Genomic DNA, 16,913 nt, shown 5'->3' with positions numbered 1-16,913 from the left:
ATGACCTTAGGAACCTGACACCAACCTGTCACGCATGCAAAGACCAAACCGCCCATGAGATTTCTGCTGGTAGAAGACAACGCTGATCTGGCCCGCGCGCTAACGGGGCGCTTTGCGCTGGACGGGCATGTGGTGGATCACGCCGCCTGTCTGGCGGATGCGGAGCTTTCCATGAAGACCGTGTCTTACGATTTGATTTTGCTCGATATTATGCTGCCCGACGGGGACGGGCGTGAATTTCTGCGCCGACACCGCGCGCAGGATGATCCAACGCCCGTGATCGTTCTGACAGCGCGTTCGGAGGTCTCCGACCGGGTTGGTCTGCTTGATCTGGGGGCGGATGATTACATCACCAAACCCTTCGATTTTGCCGAGCTGGAAGCCCGGACGCGGGCTGTGATGCGCCGTCTTGGCGGGGCAGCGGGCAACACGCGTGAGTTCGCGGGACTGGTATTTGATTCGACCACCGGCACGATTTCGGCAGACAACTGGACCGAGCAGTTGCGTAATCGCGAAATGCGCCTGCTCGAAGTTTTCTTTGCCGCCCCGGGGCAGATTTTTTCCAAATCTCACCTCATGGACCGTCTGTTTTCCTTTTCCGAGGACGTCTCGGAAAACGCGATCGAGGTTTATGTGGGCCGGTTGCGCCGCAAGTTGGGCGCGTCTGAAGCCCACATCGAGACGGTGCGGGGTCTGGGCTACCGGATGGTGAAACGCGGATGAGCGCTGCGGGCTCTCCGGGCTCAATCAGGCGGCGGCTGGTGGGTCAGCTGGCGCTTGTCGCAGCCCTCCTGTCGGTGGCGTTTTTCTTTTCGCTCCGGGTTGTGGCGGAGCGCGCGACGGAGGCCACGCAAGACAATATTCTGGCTGCCTCCGCCACCTCTATTGCCGATGCGGTCTATTCGGACGCGGGCGAAATTCGTGTGGAAATCCCTTATTCGGCGCTGTCGATGCTGGGCACGGTCTCCGAAGACCGGGTATTTTATCGGGTGATTGTCGATGGGCGCACGCTCACAGGTTATGATGATCTGCCCGTGCCCGAAGGGCGCGCGCGCGCGCGTGGGCCTGCTTTTGCGACCTATGGTTACCGCGATGATACGTTCCGCGCCGTGGTGGTCACCCGCGCGCTCAGTGCTGCCAATCAGGCGCGCCGCGTGCAGGTTGTGGTCGCCCAGACCCGTCTGGGACTGGCCGCGATTTCCTCGCGTATCACCACCATTGCCACGGCCATCGGCGTGGCGTTCTTTCTGGTGGCCACAGCACTCAGCGCCTTTGCCGCGCAAAACGCGCTCTCCCCGCTCAACCGTTTGGCCGAAGCCGTGGCCCGGCGTGGCCCCAAGGATCTGCGCCCGGTCACGGCCGAAACCCCCACTGAACTTGCGCCCCTTGTGGGCGGGCTCAACGGCTTTATCGCGCGGCTCGGCTCGGCGCTGACCCGCTCCGAAGATCTGATTGTCGAGGCTGCGCACCGCGTGCGCACCCCGCTGGCCACCGTACGCACCCAGGCCGAAGTGGTGCATCTGCAAATGGAGAAACCGGAAAACCGTGCGGCCCTGCGGCAAATGATCCGGGCGGTGGATGAAAGCTCGCGCTCTGCTGGGCAGCTTCTGGACCACGCGATGGTCACCCTGCGCTCCGACCAGTTGGAAACCGAAGAGATCGACCCTGCGGAACTGTTGCGCGATGCCATTCATCGCCTGTCGCCCACCGCGGAACTGAAGGACATCGCGATCAACCTGCATCTGCCCGACACGCCCCTGCGGGTGCAGGGCGATCCGATCCTGTTGCAGAATGCGGTGCGCAATATTCTCGACAATGCGATCAAATATTCGCCCGCCGATACGGACATCACCGTGCGTCTGACGCCCGGGTCGCCCTGCCGGTTGCATTTCTGCGATCAGGGCCGCGGTTTTGAGGCGCAGGACATCGCGCGCCTGCCGGACCGTTTTTCGCGGGGGTCCAACGTGGAGGATGTGGTGGGCTCCGGTCTGGGGTTGACGATTGTGCAGGATGTGGCCCGCGCCCATGGCGGCACGCTGGAAATTGCCCAAAACCCGAAAGGAGAGGGCGCATGCGTCTCGCTTGTCTTGCCGTCCTACTGAGCTTTTGCGCACCCCTGGCCGGGGCCTTCGAGATTGAGGAAAGCCGCCAGTATCCGGCCAATGGCTCTGTGACGCTGCGCATTCTCTCCACGGCGGACGCGGATGTGTTCGAGCCGATCATCGAAGCCTTTCAGGATCAGAACCCGGCCATTGCGATCACCTACGACGTGGCCAGTTCCGCGCAGGTGATGACCGCGCTTTATGAGGAGGGCGCGCAATATGATCTGGCGATTTCTTCCGCCATGGATTTGCAGACCAAGCTGGCCAATGACGGTCTTGCGCAGACCTATGTGTCTGATGCCACGGGCTTGCTGCCGGGCTGGGCCAAATGGCGTGATCAGATATTCGCCTTCACGCAGGAACCGGCGGTTCTGGTCCTGAACGCGCAGGCTTTCACGGGTCTGGCCCCGCCGAAAAATCGCGAAGACCTGATTGCGCTGCTGCGCGATCATGCAGATGTCTTCGACGGGCGTATCGGCACCTATGATGTGCGTGTGTCAGGGCTGGGATATCTCTTCGCCACACAGGATTCCCGCAACACGGAAAGCTTCTGGCGCCTGACCGAAGTGATGGGACGTCTGAACACCCGGCTTTATTGCTGTTCGGGTGACATGATCACGGATGTGGCACGGGGTGAACTTGTGCTGGCCTACAATGTTCTGGGCAGCTACGCGCGTTCAAGGCTCGCTGACACGCCGGGGCTGCTGGTGGTGGAAATGGATGATTTCGTTTCCGTCATGCTGCGTTCGGCACTCATCCCCAAGACAGCAAAAGCGCCCGGAGAGGCCGGGTTGATGATTGATTTTCTGGCCGGGATGAACACACGCCCTGCGCTTGCAGAAGAAACCGGGTTGCCGCCCGTCGCACCAAGTACCAAAGAAGATGAAAGTGTCATCCGTCCGATCCGGCTCGGTCCCGGCCTGTTGGTCTTTCTCGACACCATGCGCAGAGAGACATTCCTGCGCAGCTGGACCAGTTCGATCGAGCAGGAATAGCGGAGATCGGGAAAGAACCCGGTTGCACCGACGCTGCGGCTAGGGCGGATGGCTGCAATGTTACACTTTATCCGTCGCGTCCAGGTTCGTCCGGATTGCTGCAGAACAACGCGATCTTGTTGCCGTGAGGGTCGCGAAGGTAGCCAACGTAGAAGTGAGATCCATAGGAGGCGCGAAAGCCGGGCTGACCTTCGTCAGAACCTCCGGCAGCGAGGGCTGCGGCGTGTAGATCACGTACCTGGCTTTGGCTGCGCGCCTCAAATGCGACCATAGCTCCGTTGCCAGCCGTCGCCGGGCCGCCATTGAAGGGTGATTTGACATAGAAATCTGGCGAAACCTGAGATTGACCCGGTTGTACGGGCGGTATGTAGCTCAAGTCCCCATGATACTCCTCCAGTCTGTAACCAAGGGCTGTCAGGAACGCAGAGTAAAATCGCTCCGCGCGCGCGATGTCATCTGCCCCAACGGTGACATAAGCAATCATGGCGTGTGCTCCCTCCGGAATTTATAGCGTTTCGACTTAACGTTGGATCGCTTGTTCGCGGCCTCTCGCTTCGGTGACACGCGAAAAGCGATCAAGGTAAGGTGAAACGCTTTAGTCATTGCAACGCGGCCACTGCATGGCGGTAAGCCTACACACAACTCGATTGAACAAAAGGGCGTTCGTTAAATCTCAAAAGCCGAAACTGGCGCAACTGCAGCGAAGCTCGGTTCGCGTCCCTTCATATCCTCGGCGGTCTGCTTTTGTAGACCGGCAGTTGCCAGCCAAAGGCCAGTGAGCCTGCACGCAGCGCCCATGTGACGAAGGCGCAGAGGGCCAACGGGAACAGCGCGTCGGCGAAATAGGGCCGGGTCAGGGCTGCGACCGTTGCACCGGCAAATGCCGCCGTCACATAAAGCTCGCCCTGTTTCAGCACAACCGGCAGATCGTCCAGAACCACGTCGCGCAGCAATCCTCCCATGCAGCCGGTGATGGTGCCCATCAAGACGACAACCAGCGCAGGCTGACCCATCGAAAGGGCCACGCCGGTGCCTGCCGGTACCGCCACTGCCAGCGCGAAACTGTCCAGCCAGATCAGCGTTTTCAACCGGCTCTCGAACCGGTGGGCGGTGAAGAAGACGACCAGCGCAGCGGCGCAGGCAAGCCCGATGTAGGCGGGTTGCGCGATCCAGAAAATCGGGTTCCGGTCCAGCAGCACATCGCGCAGGGTGCCGCCGCCCACCGCCGTCAGGCAGGCCACAAAAGCAAAGCCCACGATATCAAGCTGCTGGCGGCTGGCCACCAGAGCACCGGTCAGCGCAAAGATGACAACGGAGGCGTAATCGAGAAAGGCAATCAGGGTCATTTGGGTTTGAACGGCGCCATGCCGGCACGGGCAAGCGCATCCGCGCGTTCGTTTTCCGGATGGCCCGCGTGACCTTTGACCCATTTCCAGGTCACATCATGTTTTGCATTAGCCGCGTCCAGCCGTTGCCACAGTTCGGCGTTGGCCACCGGTTTCTTGGCTGCGTTTTTCCAGCCGTTTTTCTTCCAGCCAAAAATCCAGCTGGTGATCCCGTTTTTGACGTAATTGCTATCCGTCACGATGGTGATCGTGCTGCTGCGGCTCAGAGATTCAAGGGCGTTGATCGCGGCGAGCAGTTCCATGCGGTTGTTGGTCGTCTCCGGCTCACCGCCTTTCAATTCGCGCTCCTTGATGACGGTCTCTCCGTCCATCGCCCGCATCAACGCACCCCAGCCGCCCGGCCCGGGATTGCCGGAACAGGCCCCATCTGTATATGCGAATAATTCAGCCATGAGCGGCGAGGCATATATAGGCGGCCTCGACCCCGTCAAGCCCTTTCGCACTGCCGGTTTCGCGCGCCGTGACCGTCAGGCCCGCCTCTTCCAGCAGACCGGTCAGTTCGGCGTCGGTGTAATAGGTGTAGTACCGCCCGATCGGGTCGCGTTTGCTGCCGGTTCCGGTCTTCATGCCGATGTGAAAGCGCCCTCCGGGTTTGAGGGCCCGCGCCAGCGCGGCAAGATGGCGCGGCATGTCTTCACGGCTGGCGTGCAGCAAAGAGAAATTGGCCCAGATGCCATCGTAGACATCGGTGCCGGAGATATCGTCAAACCCAGCAAGCCGAGCCTCCACGCCCGGATGGCGTTGCGCAAGGGCGATCATTTCGGGCACCGGGTCCACAGCGGTCACCGTCAACCCGCGTTCGGCCATCGCGGCCGAAGAGGTGCCGGGCCCACATCCCAGATCAAGCACATGCCCGCCTTTTGGCACATCGCTGATAAAGGCCTCCAGCCGCGGATCGGTCTCATTGAACCCTTCGGTCAGTTCCACGTATTCGCGGGCTTTTTCACCATAGACTTTAAGGGTCTCGTCATCGCTCATAGAAATATCCCGACACCCAGACAGATCAACACGATGCCGCTCAGCAAGACCCGTAAGGACAGCCACCAGCGCGGCGTGAGCCCCCATTGCCAGAAAGCGATGTCGAGCAAGAGCACGCCGGCAAACCCGAAAAACAGGTTTGTCGCGGAGGATACCGGTCCGCCGCCGACCATGAAAAAAGTCCAGAGAGCGGGGATCACCGACAGGGTGTAGCAGGTCGCGGCCCTTGTGCCGCTGGCCCGGGTGGCAAATCCCCAAAGCACGCCTGACATAAAAGACAGGATCACCGTGCCATAAAAAAGCTGGATGTAGGGGCCCACAAAACGCGAGCCGAAGGTGCTGGCCCCCCAATCGGCCAGCGCGGGCCACAGCAGGGTCACGGCCCCCCAGACGAACGGGATGACGCCCGCAAGGCCAAGGGCAAGCGGGGCCGCCGGGATGCGGCTCATGCTTTTTCCAGCGCCAGACGGCCAGCAAGGGCTACAAAGATGCCCGCAAAGCTTCGGTTCAGCCACCGCATCACGCGCTCTGATCCCAGCAGCCATCGGCGCGTCATTGCCGCGAAAACGCCGTAGAACAGGAAAACCCCGAAGGTCATGATCATGAAGACCGCGCCCAGCACCACCATTTCCAAAGTCGCCGTGTCCGCTTGGCCGGACAGGAACGGAGGGAGCAAGGCCAGAAAGAAGATCGAGAGTTTGGGGTTCAGAAGATTGATCAGCGTGGCGCGCCGGGCAATGATCCATCCCGGTTCAGTTGATTTTTGCGCGCCAATCGACAGCGCGCCATGCGCGCGCAGAGATTGCCAGGCAAGATAGAGCAGATAAGCCACACCCGCGAATTTGACGATTGTGAACAGCACAGCACTTGTGTGCAGCACGGCGGCCAAGCCCAGGGTCGCGGCGGCGAGATGCGGTAGGATCCCGATGGTGCAGCCCAGGGATGCCCAGAAAGCGGCAAGCCTACCCTGACCCAATCCCAAGGCAATTGTGTAGATGACCCCGGTGCCGGGGGCCAGAACCACGACGAAGGCGGTGAGCAGGAACTGAAAGGAGATCACGCGGGCTCTCTCAGAACGCGGGGGACCTTGAATTCAACGTTCTCCACGGCGGTCTCCACGAGTTCGCGGGTCACGTCATACCGCTGGACGAAGGCGTCGATGACCTCGTTGATCAGCACTTCGGGTGCTGAGGCCCCGGCGGTGATCCCGATACTGCGGATGCCTTCCAGCGCGCGCCAGTCGATGTCGGTTGCCCGCTGCACCAGCTGCGCGTAATTGCAGCCCGCGCGCGCGCCCACTTCGACCAGCCGTTTGGAATTGCTGGAATTGGGGGCGCCGACGACCAGCATCGCGTCGCATCTGGGGGCCATCGCCTTGACCGCCTCCTGACGGTTGGTGGTGGCATAGCAGATGTCTTCCTTGTGCGGCCCGACGATAGCGGGAAAACGGGCTTTCAGAGCCGCGACCACATCTGCGGTATCGTCCACGCTGAGCGTGGTCTGCGTGACATAGGCCAGCCGTTCTGGATCGCGCACCTCAAGGCCGGGGACATCCTGCGGGGTTTCGACCAGCAGAACCTCTCCGGAGGGCAACTGGCCCATGGTGCCGACGGTTTCAGGGTGACCTGCGTGGCCGATCATGATCATTTGCAGACCATTGTCGGCGTGACGTTGTGCTTCGATGTGAACCTTGCTGACAAGCGGGCAGGTGGCGTCAACATAGACCATTTCGCGCTTGGCGGCGGCGGCGGGCACGGCCTTGGGTACCCCATGGGCGGAAAAGATGACCGGACGATCATCGGGACAATCGGAAAGTTCCTCAACAAAGACCGCACCTTTTGCGCGCAGCCCGTCCACCACGAATTTGTTGTGAACGATCTCGTGGCGCACGTATATCGGTGGCCCCCATTTTTCCAGCGCCATCTCAACGATCTTGATCGCGCGATCCACGCCCGCGCAAAAGCCGCGCGGCGCTGCCAGCAACAGGGTCAGGGGCGGTTTGGTCATGGTCTTAGCTCCGGAGTTCTCTCACCAGAGGTAAGGCTTTGCGCAAGCAGCGTCCAGAGCGACCTCTGGACGCGCCGTGTTAACCGTTGGCCGCGTCCGGGAATTCACGCGGTGGGCGCCCGATCACGTCCTTCAACTCGTCCAGCTCGATGAAGTTATCAGCCTGACGGCGCAGCTCGTCCGATATCATGGGGGGCTGACTGCGGATGGTGGACACCACAGAGACCCGGACCCCGGATCGTTGCAGGCTTTCGACCAGCGGGCGAAAATCACCGTCGCCGGAAAACAGAACAATATGATCCACCCGCGGCGCGAGTTCCATCGCATCCACCGCCAGTTCGATATCCATGTTTCCCTTGACCTTCCGGCGGCCCATGCTGTCGGTATATTCCTTGGCAGGCTTGGTCACCATGGTGAAGCCGTTGTAATTCAGCCAATCAACCAGAGGGCGAATGGGAGAGTATTCATCGTTCTCCAAAAGCGCTGTGTAGTAGAAGGCTCGCAGGAGCTTTCCTCGACGCATGAACTCCTGGCGCAGCAGCTTATAGTCGATATCAAATCCGAGCGACTTGGCAGCGGCATATAGATTCGAGCCGTCAATGAACAGCGCCAGCCGTTCGTCTTTATAAAACATAAAGTGTCCTTCCGATGCGTCAGCTGCTGGTGTTCAAGGAGTGACTTGAATAAAATGACCGTCATGCTGACCCGGTGCAAAATAGGGAAATTTCCAAGTGTCGCAAGGGACTGAGACCTACAAAACTGGCGAAAAGCTGCCACAAATCCGGTCAATTGCCTTGATTGCCCTTGGGTCAAACACCTCCTCTCCGCTAGGTGACCCAACGGAAACTGTCAGAAAGGGCGTTCTAGCACTGGTTGAAAGTTTAGGGGTGATTCGGCGTGTGAGCAAGTATTACCGCACACCGGCTTTCCCGGCTGGAAACGGTCCGGACTTTGTGAATGCGGTGGTCTGTCTTGAAACCGATCTGCCTCCCGAAGATGTGATCAGCAGATTGCATGAGATCGAGGCAGAGATGGGTCGGTCCCGCAAAACCAGATGGGCGCCCCGCACGCTCGACCTTGATCTCATTGCGCTGGGAAATCATGTGTTGCCGGATGCGGACACCCACAGGATTTGGCGTGACTTGCCGCTCGACCAACAAATGGAGCGTGCGCCCGAGTTGCTGATCCTGCCGCATCCGCGGGTTCAGGAGCGGGCCTTTGTTCTGGTGCCGCTGGCGGATGTCGCGCCGGGGTGGGTACATCCGGCCACCGGACGGAGTGTCAAAGAGATGCTTGCAGCGCTTCCCGACGCTGCGAAACAAGAGGTTGTTGCGCTGGAATAGGCGCTTGTAAATCTCTCAAAAGGGGCCTAAGTACCGCACTTCTGACAAACCCTCGATTTATGGAGTGTTCCATGGCCCGCGTCACCGTTGAAGATTGCGTCGACAAAGTTCCCAACCGGTTTGAACTGGTGATGCTTGCGGCACATCGTGCCCGCGAAATCTCTGCCGGTGCGGCGATCACGGTAAATCGCGACAACGACAAGAATCCGGTCGTGTCCCTGCGGGAAATCGCCGACGAGGCGCAAAGTGCCGACGATCTGCGCGAGCGCCTGATCGAGAGCAACCAGAATCAGATCGAGGTGGACGAGCCGGAAGAGGACGCCATGGCGCTTCTGATGGGGGCCGAGCAGGACAAGCCCGAAGAGGACAGCATGTCCGAAGAAATGCTCTTGCGGCAATTGATGGCAGCACAAGGGCAAAGCTGACCGCAGCTTAACCCCGGCCCGAGGGGCTGACACATGACGACAGCAGACCAGATGGACATTACCGCCGACGATCTGGTTAGCCTCGTTACCAAATACAACCCTAAGACGAATGAAGCGTTGATCCGCGCGGCCTACGATTATGGCCGCGACATGCACGAAGGGCAAAAGCGCCATTCGGGCGAGCCCTATTTCAACCATCCTGTTGCCGTGGCGGCCATTCTCACCGAGCAGCAGCTCGACGATGCCACCATCATCACTGCGCTGCTGCATGACACCATTGAAGACACCAAGGCATCCTACGCGGAAGTGGCGGACCGCTTTGGCAACGAAGTGGCCATGCTGGTGGATGGGGTCACCAAGCTGACAAACCTCCAGCTGAATTCGACGGAGACCAAGCAGGCGGAGAATTTTCGCAAGCTCTTCATGGCGATGTCGAAGGATTTGCGCGTTATTCTGGTCAAGCTGTCGGACCGTTTGCACAATATGCGGACCATCAAGGCGATGCATATCGACAAGCAGGCGCAAAAGGCGCGCGAGACAATGGATATATTCGCGCCGCTTGCCGGCCGGATGGGGATGCAGTGGATGCGCGAGGAGCTTGAAGATCTCGCTTTCCGCGTGCTGAATCCCGAAGGCCGGGCGTCGATCATCCGCCGCTACATCAATCTGCAACGTGAAACCGGCGACGTGATCCAGCGGATCACCGGTGACATGCGGCTGGAACTGGACAAGGCAGGCGTCGAGGCGGATGTCTTTGGCCGCGCCAAGAAACCCTATTCGATCTGGCGCAAGATGCAGGAGAAGGAGCAGACTTTCTCGCGCCTGTCCGACATCTACGGGTTTCGCATTCTCACCGCGACAGAGGAGGATTGCTACCGCGCGCTTGGGGCGATCCACCAACGCTGGCGCGCGGTGCCGGGCCGGTTCAAGGATTACATCAGCCAGCCCAAGTCAAACGGCTATCGCTCCATTCATACAACCGTGTCGGGGCGGGACGGCAAGCGCGTCGAAGTTCAGATCAGGACCGGCCAGATGCATGATGTGGCCGAAACCGGCGTGGCCGCGCATTGGTCCTACCGTGACGGTGTGCGCAGCCAGAACCCTTTTGCCGTCGATCCGGCCAAATGGATCACGCAGCTCTCCGAGCAATTCGATGCGGAAGAGGACCACGAGGACTTTCTCGAAGCCGTCAAGCTGGAGATGTACTCGGATCAGGTCTTTTGCTTCACGCCAAAAGGGGAAGTGGTGAAGCTGCCGCGTGGGGCCACACCGATTGATTTCGCCTTTGCGATCCATACGCGCATCGGCATCGCCTGTGTCGGCGCCAAGGTGGATCACATGCGTGTGCCGCTCTGGACCCGGCTGAAAAACGGCCAGAACGTGGAAATCATCACCGCCGAAGGTCAGAGCCCGCAGGCGACTTGGCTCGACATTGCCACAACCGGCAAGGCGCGCGCCGCCATCCGGCGGGCGCTACGCGAGGAGGATCGGGCGCGCTTCGTCAAGCTCGGGCGTGAACTGGCACGCTCGGCCTTTGAGCACGTCGGTCGCAAGGCCACCGACAAGGCGCTGTCCACCGCTGCACGCCATCTGCGGTATGAAAACCGCGAAGATCTCCTTTCCCGTCTGGGCAGTGCCGAGATCACTGGTCGCGAAGTAGTGCAGGCGGTCTATCCCGACCTGACGCCAAAGGCCGGCGAAAAGGTGGACGCGCAGCGTGCGGTCATCGGTCTGTCGCAGGGGCAATCGTTTGACCGGGCCTTTTGCTGTCAGCCGCTGCCGGGGGAGCGGATTGTCGGGATCACCTTCAAGGGCCGCGGTGTTGTGGTGCACGCGATCGACTGCGACCGCCTCAGCGCCTATGAGGACCAACTGGACCGATGGCTTGACCTCAGATGGCACGAAGGCAGCCACCCCGCGGTCTATGGTGCCACGCTTGACGTGACGCTCAACAACGATTCAGGCACCTTGGGGCGCATCTGCACCTTGATAGGAGAGACCAAGGCCAATATTTCTGACCTACAGTTCGTGGATCGGAAACCAGACTTTTACCGTCTTCTGATCTATGTCGAACTGAGAGATGTCTCGCATCTGCATTCGCTGATGCTGACACTTGAAGCCGAAAGCGATGTGGCGGAAATTTCCCGCTATCGCAATATGTCACAAGGGGTCGTCGAAACACCTGCCTGATGCCGCGACCTGGTCATTTAGAGGTCATAATTTCGAGGTGTCCTGCATGGGCTGACCCCTCACAAGAGTTAAAAAAGGAACCCCGTTCTTTGGTTTTCAAACGCCGCGATCCCAAAAGCTGGCCCCGCGCTCTGGCAGAGTTTCTCTGGCCGCGTGGGGGCTGGGCGCGTGCGTTTCATTACGTCAAGCACCGGATGCGGCGCTTGCCGGACAGTCCCGAACGGATCGCCCGGGGGATCTGGGCCGGGGTCTTTGCTTCGTTCACACCGTTTTACGGCATTCATTTTTTCATCGCGGCAGGGCTTGCCACGGTCATGCGGGGAAATGTCATCGCCTCCCTGATGGCAACGTTTTTCGGGAACCCCCTGACCTATGTGCCCATCGGTGTTGCGGCTCTGTCCACGGGGCACTGGTTGCTCGGCGATGATATGGACGAGCGCATCCCGCGCTCTTTCGGTGGCAAATTCGTTGATGCGGGTGCCGATCTCAAAGACAATTTCCTGGCAATATTCAACGACACAACCGCCGACTGGTCCCGTCTGTCGGTTTTTTATGACGAGATTTTCTTTCCCTATATGGTCGGGGGTATCTTGCCGGGCATAATTTCGGCGACCGTCTGTTACTATCTGGCGGTGCCGTTGATCCGGGTGTATCAGAAACGGCGTAAGGGCATGATCAAGGCAAAATTTGAAGCTCTGAAAGCAAAAGCTGCAGCAAAAGCAGATGCCAAACGTAAAGCGGAACATTCTACCGGGGACTAAAATTGGGGGGCTATCTGATGGCCAATCACGGAAAACTGCGCCTCGGCGTAAACATCGACCATGTGGCAACCGTGCGCAATGCGCGTGGCGGTGCCTACCCGGACCCTTTGCGGGCCGCAAAAATTGCGCAGGAGGCGGGGGCCGACGGCATCACTGCGCATTTGCGCGAAGACCGCCGGCACATCTCGGACGCGGACATCGAGGGGCTGATGGACGTTCTCAGCGTGCCGTTGAACTTCGAGATGGCAGCGACGGATGAAATGCAGCAGATTGCGTTGCGTCACAAACCGCATGCCGTCTGCATTGTGCCGGAAAAGCGCGAGGAACGCACCACAGAAGGCGGGCTCGAAGTGGCCCGCGAAGAAAACAAGCTGGCGCATTTCATCGCCCCGTTGCGGGATGCTGGTTGCCGGGTCTCCATTTTCATTGCCGCGGACAAACGACAGATCGAAGCGGCCCATAGGATTGGCGCGCAGGTCATCGAATTGCATACGGGCGCTTATTGCGATGCGCATGCGGAAGGCGACACCGACAAACGGGATCAGGAACTGCAAGCGTTGCGCGAGATGTCCGGTTTCGCCCATTCATTGGGGCTGGAGGTTCATGCCGGTCACGGGCTGACATATGATACTGTCACACCGGTTGCAGCCTTTCCGGAAGTGATGGAATTGAACATCGGGCATTTCCTGATCGGCGAGAGCATTTTTCTGGGTCTGGCCCCCGCGATCGCACAGATGCGGCGCCTGATGGATGCCGCACGGGCCTGAAAACCTCGCCAGAGGTTGATGTTTGACAATTTGCTCATCCCAAAGTTGAAAAATAGCCATTTTTGAATCACCCTAAGGTTGCGGTTGGTGATGTTTGGTATATAGTTGGGATTATTGAATTAAATTAATATGAGGAGGGAGCAGATGATTTTTCGTCCACTTCGGTTTTGTCTCAACTATATAATGATTACCATTGCCACAATCGTACTGACCATGATTATTCAGTCGTTTGTTGCGTTTGATCTCAGTTCAGTTGGGACGTCGGTTATCCCGTTGCTGGCAGCAGCAATGATCGAGGGTCAGTACTTCGGTCGTCATTGTGAGGGTCCGCCCGCCAAGGCAACAATCTGGCGTGCGTCGTTGAAAATGGCGGGAATCGTCATGGTGTTGTCGGTTCTGCTTATGGGGTTGTTGGCCCTTGTTTCATCGGGTGTATTGAGTGTTTTTGCCGCCATCAGTCCGGCCATGACAATGCTGATACTGGTTTTCGCCGTGTTGTTTTCATGGGTGATACTGCGTTTGGGTTACGGCATGGGTTTGCGTTCTGGTATGAGCCAGATTGCCTGACAACAGCTCGCAGAAGCTGTGGCTATTGAGTAGAAGAAATGGGGGTGCTGTTGCGCCCCCTTTTTTGTGCGGCCGCGTTACACACCATGGCGTTGACCTTCACCAAGGTGGGCGGGCCAACGGTATGTTCTCGCCCACATGCCTCGGTGCGCGATCGGACAGACAGGTCAATTTATCGCAGCTTGGGGCTCATGCTGGTGTTCGCGGTTGATTTGCATTGATGTTGTCCGGCATCTGTCAAACAATCGCCTGATGAGTGAGGCTGACAGACTATGATCCTGGGCATTGGCACGGACCTTGCAAACATCGAGCGCATCGAGGGGACGCTCAACCGGTTCGGGGATCGGTTCCGCAATCGTGTGTTTACCGAAACCGAACAGCGCAAGGCGGAGCGTCGTAAGGACGTTGCCGGCACCTATGCGAAACGCTGGGCCGCCAAGGAAGCCTGCTCAAAAGCGCTGGGCACCGGGTTGGCCATGGGGATTGCATGGAAAGACATGTCGGTGAGCAATCTCAGAACCGGGCAACCCGTGATGCATGTCACCGGCTGGGCGCGCGAACGGCTCGATGAAATGACGCCGCCGGGTCATGAGGCCGTGATCCATGTCACCTTGACGGACGACCATCCCTGGGCACAGGCCTTCGTGGTGATCGAGGCGCGGCCAATCGCCGGGTAACGATTTGCAAATCTTTTGGGCCGCCCGCTCTGTTAACCCACCCATCTGCTTACCGGTGTCATACGGTCTGTGCACAGGTTGTGCACGGGTTGTGATCAGCGCAGATGCCGTAAAACAAGGCTGTTAAGCCCGGTTGAGAGTTGTTAGTGCAACGCGGTCACCGAACGTTGCGCGAGCCTGCCTTGACTCGCCCCGCTGGCCTGCGCATTTAGGCGCAAACCAAATCATGGGAGCGCCCAATGGCCGCTAAAGAAAAGAAGCAGCAGAATGCCGTCGTTGAGACGATCAAAACCGTCGTCTACGCGCTGCTTATTGCCGGGGTGTTCCGCACGCTGTTTTTCCAGCCGTTCTGGATACCGTCGGGCTCGATGAAGGAGACCCTGTTGGTGGGTGACTTTCTCTTCGTCAACAAGATGGCCTACGGCTATTCCTATGCGTCCTGCCCCAGCCTGATCATGCCGCGCTTCGGTGTGAATATTGATGCCAAGGATATCTGCGGCGTATTTGACAAGGACAACACGCGCCTCTTTGCAAGGTCGCCTGAACGTGGGGACGTGGTTGTCTTTCGCCATCCGGTATCCGGTCGCGACTACATCAAGCGGCTGATCGGCATGCCGGGCGACAGCATCCAGATGCAGGACAGCATCGTTCTGATCAACGGGGAACCTGCCCCGCAGGAGCCTGCGGGTGTCTTTGAAGAGTTGATGGAGCCGCAAGGGCCCGAAGGTCGGCGTCCGCGTTGCTCGAATGGTCCTGTGGGTGATGGCGGTACTTGTGAAAAGGCCCGGGCCATAGAGACCCTGCCCGGAGGCAGCAAGCATCTGGTTCTGGACATTGGGCTGCAGGCGTCTGATCGGACGGGTGTCTATCAAGTGCCTGAAGGTCATTACTTTTTCATGGGCGACAACCGCGACAATTCCGCCGACAGCCGCCTGGCGCAGCAAGTTCAAGGCGTTGGGTTTGTGCCTTTTGAGAACCTGATCGGCCGTGCCGACCGGATCATGTTTTCCTCTGCGGGCAGGTCCATGTTGTTCTTCTGGACCTGGCGTGGTGATCGTTTCTTCAGGGCCGTTGAGTGAAACTTTCAGCGGAACTCAGGTCCTTTCAGGACCGGTTGGGCCATATTTTCAAAAGGCCGGAACTGCTTTCACAAGCGGTGACCCATGCTTCCATGTCCAGTGCCAACCGGGATGACAATCAGCGGCTGGAATTCTTGGGCGACCGGGTCTTGGGGCTTGTTATGGCGGAGGCGCTTTTGACACTCGACAAAAGCGCTACCGAAGGACAATTGGCGCCGCGCTTCAACGCATTGGTCCGTAAGGAGACCTGTGCAGATGTGGCGCGCCAGATTGATCTGGGTGCGGTACTGCGTCTGGGCCGGTCGGAGATGCTCTCGGGGGGGCGGCGCAAACAGGCGCTTTTAGGGGATGGCATCGAAGCGGTCATCGCAGCGGTCTATCTCGACGCAGGGTTTGAGGCTGCTCGTGATTTGATCCTAAAGCTCTGGGGCAAGCGCGTTCATGAAGTCGACAAGGACGCGCGCGATCCCAAAACGGCGTTGCAGGAATGGGCGCAGGCGCGCGGACTGGCACCACCAACCTATCTTGAGGTCGCGCGTGCAGGCCCCGATCACGCACCTGTCTTTACGATCGCGGCAAAGCTGCAGACCGGAGAAAGCCAACAGGCGACAGCTGGGTCAAAACGGCAAGCCGAGCAGGCTGCGGCCGGAAACCTATTGGCGGAACTGGAGAAACCCTCATGAGCACGCGCGCCGGTTTCGTCGCCCTGATCGGAGAACCCAATGCAGGGAAATCCACGCTGCTGAACCGTATGGTCGGCGCTAAAGTCTCAATCGTGACGCATAAGGTTCAGACTACCCGGGCGCGCATTCGGGGTGTTGCGATGGAAGGCGAGAGCCAGATCGTTTTTGTGGACACACCCGGCCTCTTTCAACCGCGGCGCCGGTTGGACCGGGCCATGGTTGCAGCCGCCTGGGGGGGTGCTGCCGATGCCGATGTCGTGGTGCTGCTGGTGGAGGCGCAACGCGGCGTTACCGAAGGCGTGGAGCGCATACTCGAAGGCTTGCAGGACATCGGGCAGGGGCGGCAGGTGGCGCTGGCGATCAACAAGATCGACCGGGTGCAATCAGAGGTCCTGCTAGGGCTGAGCAAAGACCTCAATGACCGCTATCCCTTTGTTGAAACGTTCATGATCTCCGCCGAGCGCGGCCACGGTGTTGAAGCTTTGCGCAATTGGTTGGCCGCCGAGCTGCCGGAGAGCCCATGGCTTTATCCGGAAGATCAGATCGCTGATTTGCCGATGCGGATGATTGCCGCAGAAATGACGCGTGAAAAGCTGACGCTCCGGCTCCATCAGGAACTGCCCTATCAATTGACGGTCGAAACTGAAGGCTGGGAAGAGCGCAAAGACGGCTCGGCAAAGATTGATCAGCTGATCTATGTCGTGCGGGATGGCCACAAGGGGATCGTTCTGGGCCACAAGGGCGAGACGATCAAAGCGGTCTCGAAAGCGGCGCGCGAGGAATTGCAGGAGTTTCTGGGGCGTAAGGTTCATCTGTTTTTGCAGGTCAAGGTCCGGCCAAACTGGCTTGATGAAGCCGAGCGCTATTCGGAAATGGGACTGGAGTTCAAAGATGGGAACGCCTGACGTTGCTGTACCGAGGCAGCAAAGAGCC

Annotated in this window: 21 protein-coding genes; 13 read left to right on the top strand and 8 right to left on the bottom strand. The window is 59.2% G+C overall.

Annotated features, from left to right (window positions below; genetic code table 11):
- The first annotated feature begins 54 nt into the window (after nucleotides 1-54).
- The 3 genes from Q0802_RS14210 to Q0802_RS14200 are packed head-to-tail and all read left to right on the top strand — an operon-like array spanning nucleotide 55 to nucleotide 3,097.
- Entirely contained in the window at nucleotides 55-723 is a 669-nt protein-coding gene (locus tag Q0802_RS14210; RefSeq protein ID WP_298919391.1) for a response regulator transcription factor, read from the top strand.
- A complete protein-coding gene (locus Q0802_RS14205) occupies nucleotides 720-2,102 on the top strand; it encodes a sensor histidine kinase (RefSeq protein ID WP_298919387.1) in 1,383 nt (460 codons plus the stop codon). The genes Q0802_RS14210 and Q0802_RS14205 overlap by 4 nt, the downstream gene beginning before the upstream one ends.
- Nucleotides 2,072-3,097, top strand: a complete 1,026-nt coding sequence (locus tag Q0802_RS14200) for an ABC transporter substrate-binding protein (RefSeq protein WP_298919386.1) — start codon at nucleotides 2,072-2,074, stop codon at nucleotides 3,095-3,097. The genes Q0802_RS14205 and Q0802_RS14200 overlap by 31 nt, the downstream gene beginning before the upstream one ends.
- A 67-nt stretch (nucleotides 3,098-3,164) precedes the next feature.
- Here the strand turns inward: Q0802_RS14200 and Q0802_RS14195 are convergent, their stop codons facing one another.
- The 8 genes from Q0802_RS14195 to Q0802_RS14160 all read right to left on the bottom strand — a co-directional run bounded on the left by Q0802_RS14195 (nucleotide 3,165) and on the right by Q0802_RS14160 (nucleotide 8,122).
- Nucleotides 3,165-3,581 (bottom strand): VOC family protein, encoded by a 417-nt coding sequence (locus Q0802_RS14195; RefSeq protein ID WP_298919384.1) that lies wholly within the window; start codon nucleotides 3,579-3,581, stop codon nucleotides 3,165-3,167.
- Between the two features lie 238 nt (nucleotides 3,582-3,819).
- Nucleotides 3,820-4,443: a trimeric intracellular cation channel family protein gene (locus Q0802_RS14190; protein ID WP_298919382.1), complete on the bottom strand. Its 624-nt coding sequence runs from the start codon at nucleotides 4,441-4,443 to the stop codon at nucleotides 3,820-3,822.
- Nucleotides 4,440-4,895: a ribonuclease HI gene (gene rnhA / locus Q0802_RS14185; RefSeq protein WP_298919380.1), complete on the bottom strand. Its 456-nt coding sequence runs from the start codon at nucleotides 4,893-4,895 to the stop codon at nucleotides 4,440-4,442. Before rnhA ends, Q0802_RS14190 begins: the two co-directional genes overlap by 4 nt.
- Nucleotides 4,888-5,481, bottom strand: a complete 594-nt coding sequence (locus Q0802_RS14180) for a class I SAM-dependent methyltransferase (protein ID WP_298919378.1) — start codon at nucleotides 5,479-5,481, stop codon at nucleotides 4,888-4,890. The genes rnhA and Q0802_RS14180 overlap by 8 nt, the downstream gene beginning before the upstream one ends.
- A complete protein-coding gene (locus Q0802_RS14175) occupies nucleotides 5,478-5,930 on the bottom strand; it encodes a DUF3429 domain-containing protein (protein ID WP_298919377.1) in 453 nt (150 codons plus the stop codon). The genes Q0802_RS14180 and Q0802_RS14175 overlap by 4 nt, the downstream gene beginning before the upstream one ends.
- On the bottom strand, nucleotides 5,927-6,541 hold the full coding sequence (locus Q0802_RS14170; RefSeq protein WP_298919375.1) for a LysE family translocator: 615 nt from the start codon (nucleotides 6,539-6,541) through the stop codon (nucleotides 5,927-5,929). Before Q0802_RS14170 ends, Q0802_RS14175 begins: the two co-directional genes overlap by 4 nt.
- Entirely contained in the window at nucleotides 6,538-7,488 is a 951-nt protein-coding gene (gene ispH / locus Q0802_RS14165) for a 4-hydroxy-3-methylbut-2-enyl diphosphate reductase (protein WP_298919373.1), read from the bottom strand. The genes Q0802_RS14170 and ispH overlap by 4 nt, the downstream gene beginning before the upstream one ends.
- A 79-nt stretch (nucleotides 7,489-7,567) precedes the next feature.
- Nucleotides 7,568-8,122, bottom strand: coding sequence for an NYN domain-containing protein (locus Q0802_RS14160; protein ID WP_298919371.1), 555 nt, complete (start codon nucleotides 8,120-8,122; stop codon nucleotides 7,568-7,570).
- A 97-nt stretch (nucleotides 8,123-8,219) separates the two neighbouring features.
- On the opposite strand from Q0802_RS14160, the gene folK reads away from it, so the two are divergent.
- The 10 genes from folK (at nucleotide 8,220) to era (ending at nucleotide 16,885) form a co-directional block, all read left to right on the top strand.
- Nucleotides 8,220-8,831 carry a 2-amino-4-hydroxy-6-hydroxymethyldihydropteridine diphosphokinase gene (gene folK, locus Q0802_RS14155; RefSeq protein ID WP_366523328.1) on the top strand — a complete coding sequence of 204 codons (612 nt, stop codon included), beginning with the start codon at nucleotides 8,220-8,222 and terminating at the stop codon, nucleotides 8,829-8,831.
- A 71-nt stretch (nucleotides 8,832-8,902) separates the two neighbouring features.
- Nucleotides 8,903-9,256 (top strand): DNA-directed RNA polymerase subunit omega, encoded by a 354-nt coding sequence (rpoZ, locus tag Q0802_RS14150; RefSeq protein ID WP_298919369.1) that lies wholly within the window; start codon nucleotides 8,903-8,905, stop codon nucleotides 9,254-9,256.
- A gap of 33 nt (nucleotides 9,257-9,289) precedes the next feature.
- A complete protein-coding gene (locus Q0802_RS14145) occupies nucleotides 9,290-11,446 on the top strand; it encodes a bifunctional (p)ppGpp synthetase/guanosine-3',5'-bis(diphosphate) 3'-pyrophosphohydrolase (protein WP_298919368.1) in 2,157 nt (718 codons plus the stop codon).
- An 89-nt stretch (nucleotides 11,447-11,535) separates the two neighbouring features.
- Nucleotides 11,536-12,207 carry a DUF2062 domain-containing protein gene (locus Q0802_RS14140; RefSeq protein WP_298919367.1) on the top strand — a complete coding sequence of 224 codons (672 nt, stop codon included), beginning with the start codon at nucleotides 11,536-11,538 and terminating at the stop codon, nucleotides 12,205-12,207.
- A 17-nt stretch (nucleotides 12,208-12,224) separates the two neighbouring features.
- On the top strand, nucleotides 12,225-12,974 hold the full coding sequence (locus tag Q0802_RS14135) for a pyridoxine 5'-phosphate synthase (RefSeq protein ID WP_298919365.1): 750 nt from the start codon (nucleotides 12,225-12,227) through the stop codon (nucleotides 12,972-12,974).
- A gap of 144 nt (nucleotides 12,975-13,118) precedes the next feature.
- Entirely contained in the window at nucleotides 13,119-13,541 is a 423-nt protein-coding gene (locus tag Q0802_RS14130) for an ABZJ_00895 family protein (RefSeq protein WP_298919364.1), read from the top strand.
- A gap of 272 nt (nucleotides 13,542-13,813) precedes the next feature.
- Nucleotides 13,814-14,218, top strand: coding sequence for a holo-ACP synthase (acpS, locus tag Q0802_RS14125; protein ID WP_298919363.1), 405 nt, complete (start codon nucleotides 13,814-13,816; stop codon nucleotides 14,216-14,218).
- Between the two features lie 239 nt (nucleotides 14,219-14,457).
- Nucleotides 14,458-15,297 carry a signal peptidase I gene (gene lepB, locus Q0802_RS14120; RefSeq protein ID WP_298919361.1) on the top strand — a complete coding sequence of 280 codons (840 nt, stop codon included), beginning with the start codon at nucleotides 14,458-14,460 and terminating at the stop codon, nucleotides 15,295-15,297.
- Nucleotides 15,294-15,980, top strand: coding sequence for a ribonuclease III (gene rnc, locus Q0802_RS14115; protein WP_298919360.1), 687 nt, complete (start codon nucleotides 15,294-15,296; stop codon nucleotides 15,978-15,980). The genes lepB and rnc overlap by 4 nt, the downstream gene beginning before the upstream one ends.
- Nucleotides 15,977-16,885, top strand: coding sequence for a GTPase Era (gene era, locus Q0802_RS14110; RefSeq protein ID WP_298919358.1), 909 nt, complete (start codon nucleotides 15,977-15,979; stop codon nucleotides 16,883-16,885). The genes rnc and era overlap by 4 nt, the downstream gene beginning before the upstream one ends.
- Nucleotides 16,886-16,913: the final 28 nt, after the last annotated feature.

It is taken from the genome of uncultured Roseobacter sp. (assembly GCF_947495275.1).
GTDB lineage: Bacteria > Pseudomonadota > Alphaproteobacteria > Rhodobacterales > Rhodobacteraceae > Roseobacter.
Note: the sequence above shows the minus strand (reverse complement) of the source record. Positions and strands in the feature narration are given on the sequence as shown.

What these genes read in the sequence shown, in the direction of transcription:
- Q0802_RS14205 (WP_298919387.1), top strand. Translation starts at nt 720, where the DNA reads ATGAGCGCTGCGGGCTCTCCGGGCTCAATCAGGCGGCGGCTGGTGGGT.
- Q0802_RS14180 (WP_298919378.1), bottom strand. Translation starts at nt 5,481, where the DNA reads ATGAGCGATGACGAGACCCTTAAAGTCTATGGTGAAAAAGCCCGCGAA.
- rnhA (WP_298919380.1), bottom strand. Translation starts at nt 4,895, where the DNA reads ATGGCTGAATTATTCGCATATACAGATGGGGCCTGTTCCGGCAATCCC.
- lepB (WP_298919361.1), top strand. Translation starts at nt 14,458, where the DNA reads ATGGCCGCTAAAGAAAAGAAGCAGCAGAATGCCGTCGTTGAGACGATC.
- Q0802_RS14145 (WP_298919368.1), top strand. Translation starts at nt 9,290, where the DNA reads ATGACGACAGCAGACCAGATGGACATTACCGCCGACGATCTGGTTAGC.
- Q0802_RS14200 (WP_298919386.1), top strand. Translation starts at nt 2,072, where the DNA reads ATGCGTCTCGCTTGTCTTGCCGTCCTACTGAGCTTTTGCGCACCCCTG.
- era (WP_298919358.1), top strand. Translation starts at nt 15,977, where the DNA reads ATGAGCACGCGCGCCGGTTTCGTCGCCCTGATCGGAGAACCCAATGCA.
- Q0802_RS14190 (WP_298919382.1), bottom strand. Translation starts at nt 4,443, where the DNA reads ATGACCCTGATTGCCTTTCTCGATTACGCCTCCGTTGTCATCTTTGCG.
- Q0802_RS14160 (WP_298919371.1), bottom strand. Translation starts at nt 8,122, where the DNA reads ATGTTTTATAAAGACGAACGGCTGGCGCTGTTCATTGACGGCTCGAAT.
- Q0802_RS14130 (WP_298919364.1), top strand. Translation starts at nt 13,119, where the DNA reads ATGATTTTTCGTCCACTTCGGTTTTGTCTCAACTATATAATGATTACC.
- Q0802_RS14135 (WP_298919365.1), top strand. Translation starts at nt 12,225, where the DNA reads ATGGCCAATCACGGAAAACTGCGCCTCGGCGTAAACATCGACCATGTG.
- ispH (WP_298919373.1), bottom strand. Translation starts at nt 7,488, where the DNA reads ATGACCAAACCGCCCCTGACCCTGTTGCTGGCAGCGCCGCGCGGCTTT.
- rpoZ (WP_298919369.1), top strand. Translation starts at nt 8,903, where the DNA reads ATGGCCCGCGTCACCGTTGAAGATTGCGTCGACAAAGTTCCCAACCGG.
- Q0802_RS14195 (WP_298919384.1), bottom strand. Translation starts at nt 3,581, where the DNA reads ATGATTGCTTATGTCACCGTTGGGGCAGATGACATCGCGCGCGCGGAG.
- acpS (WP_298919363.1), top strand. Translation starts at nt 13,814, where the DNA reads ATGATCCTGGGCATTGGCACGGACCTTGCAAACATCGAGCGCATCGAG.
- Q0802_RS14175 (WP_298919377.1), bottom strand. Translation starts at nt 5,930, where the DNA reads ATGAGCCGCATCCCGGCGGCCCCGCTTGCCCTTGGCCTTGCGGGCGTC.
- Q0802_RS14210 (WP_298919391.1), top strand. Translation starts at nt 55, where the DNA reads ATGAGATTTCTGCTGGTAGAAGACAACGCTGATCTGGCCCGCGCGCTA.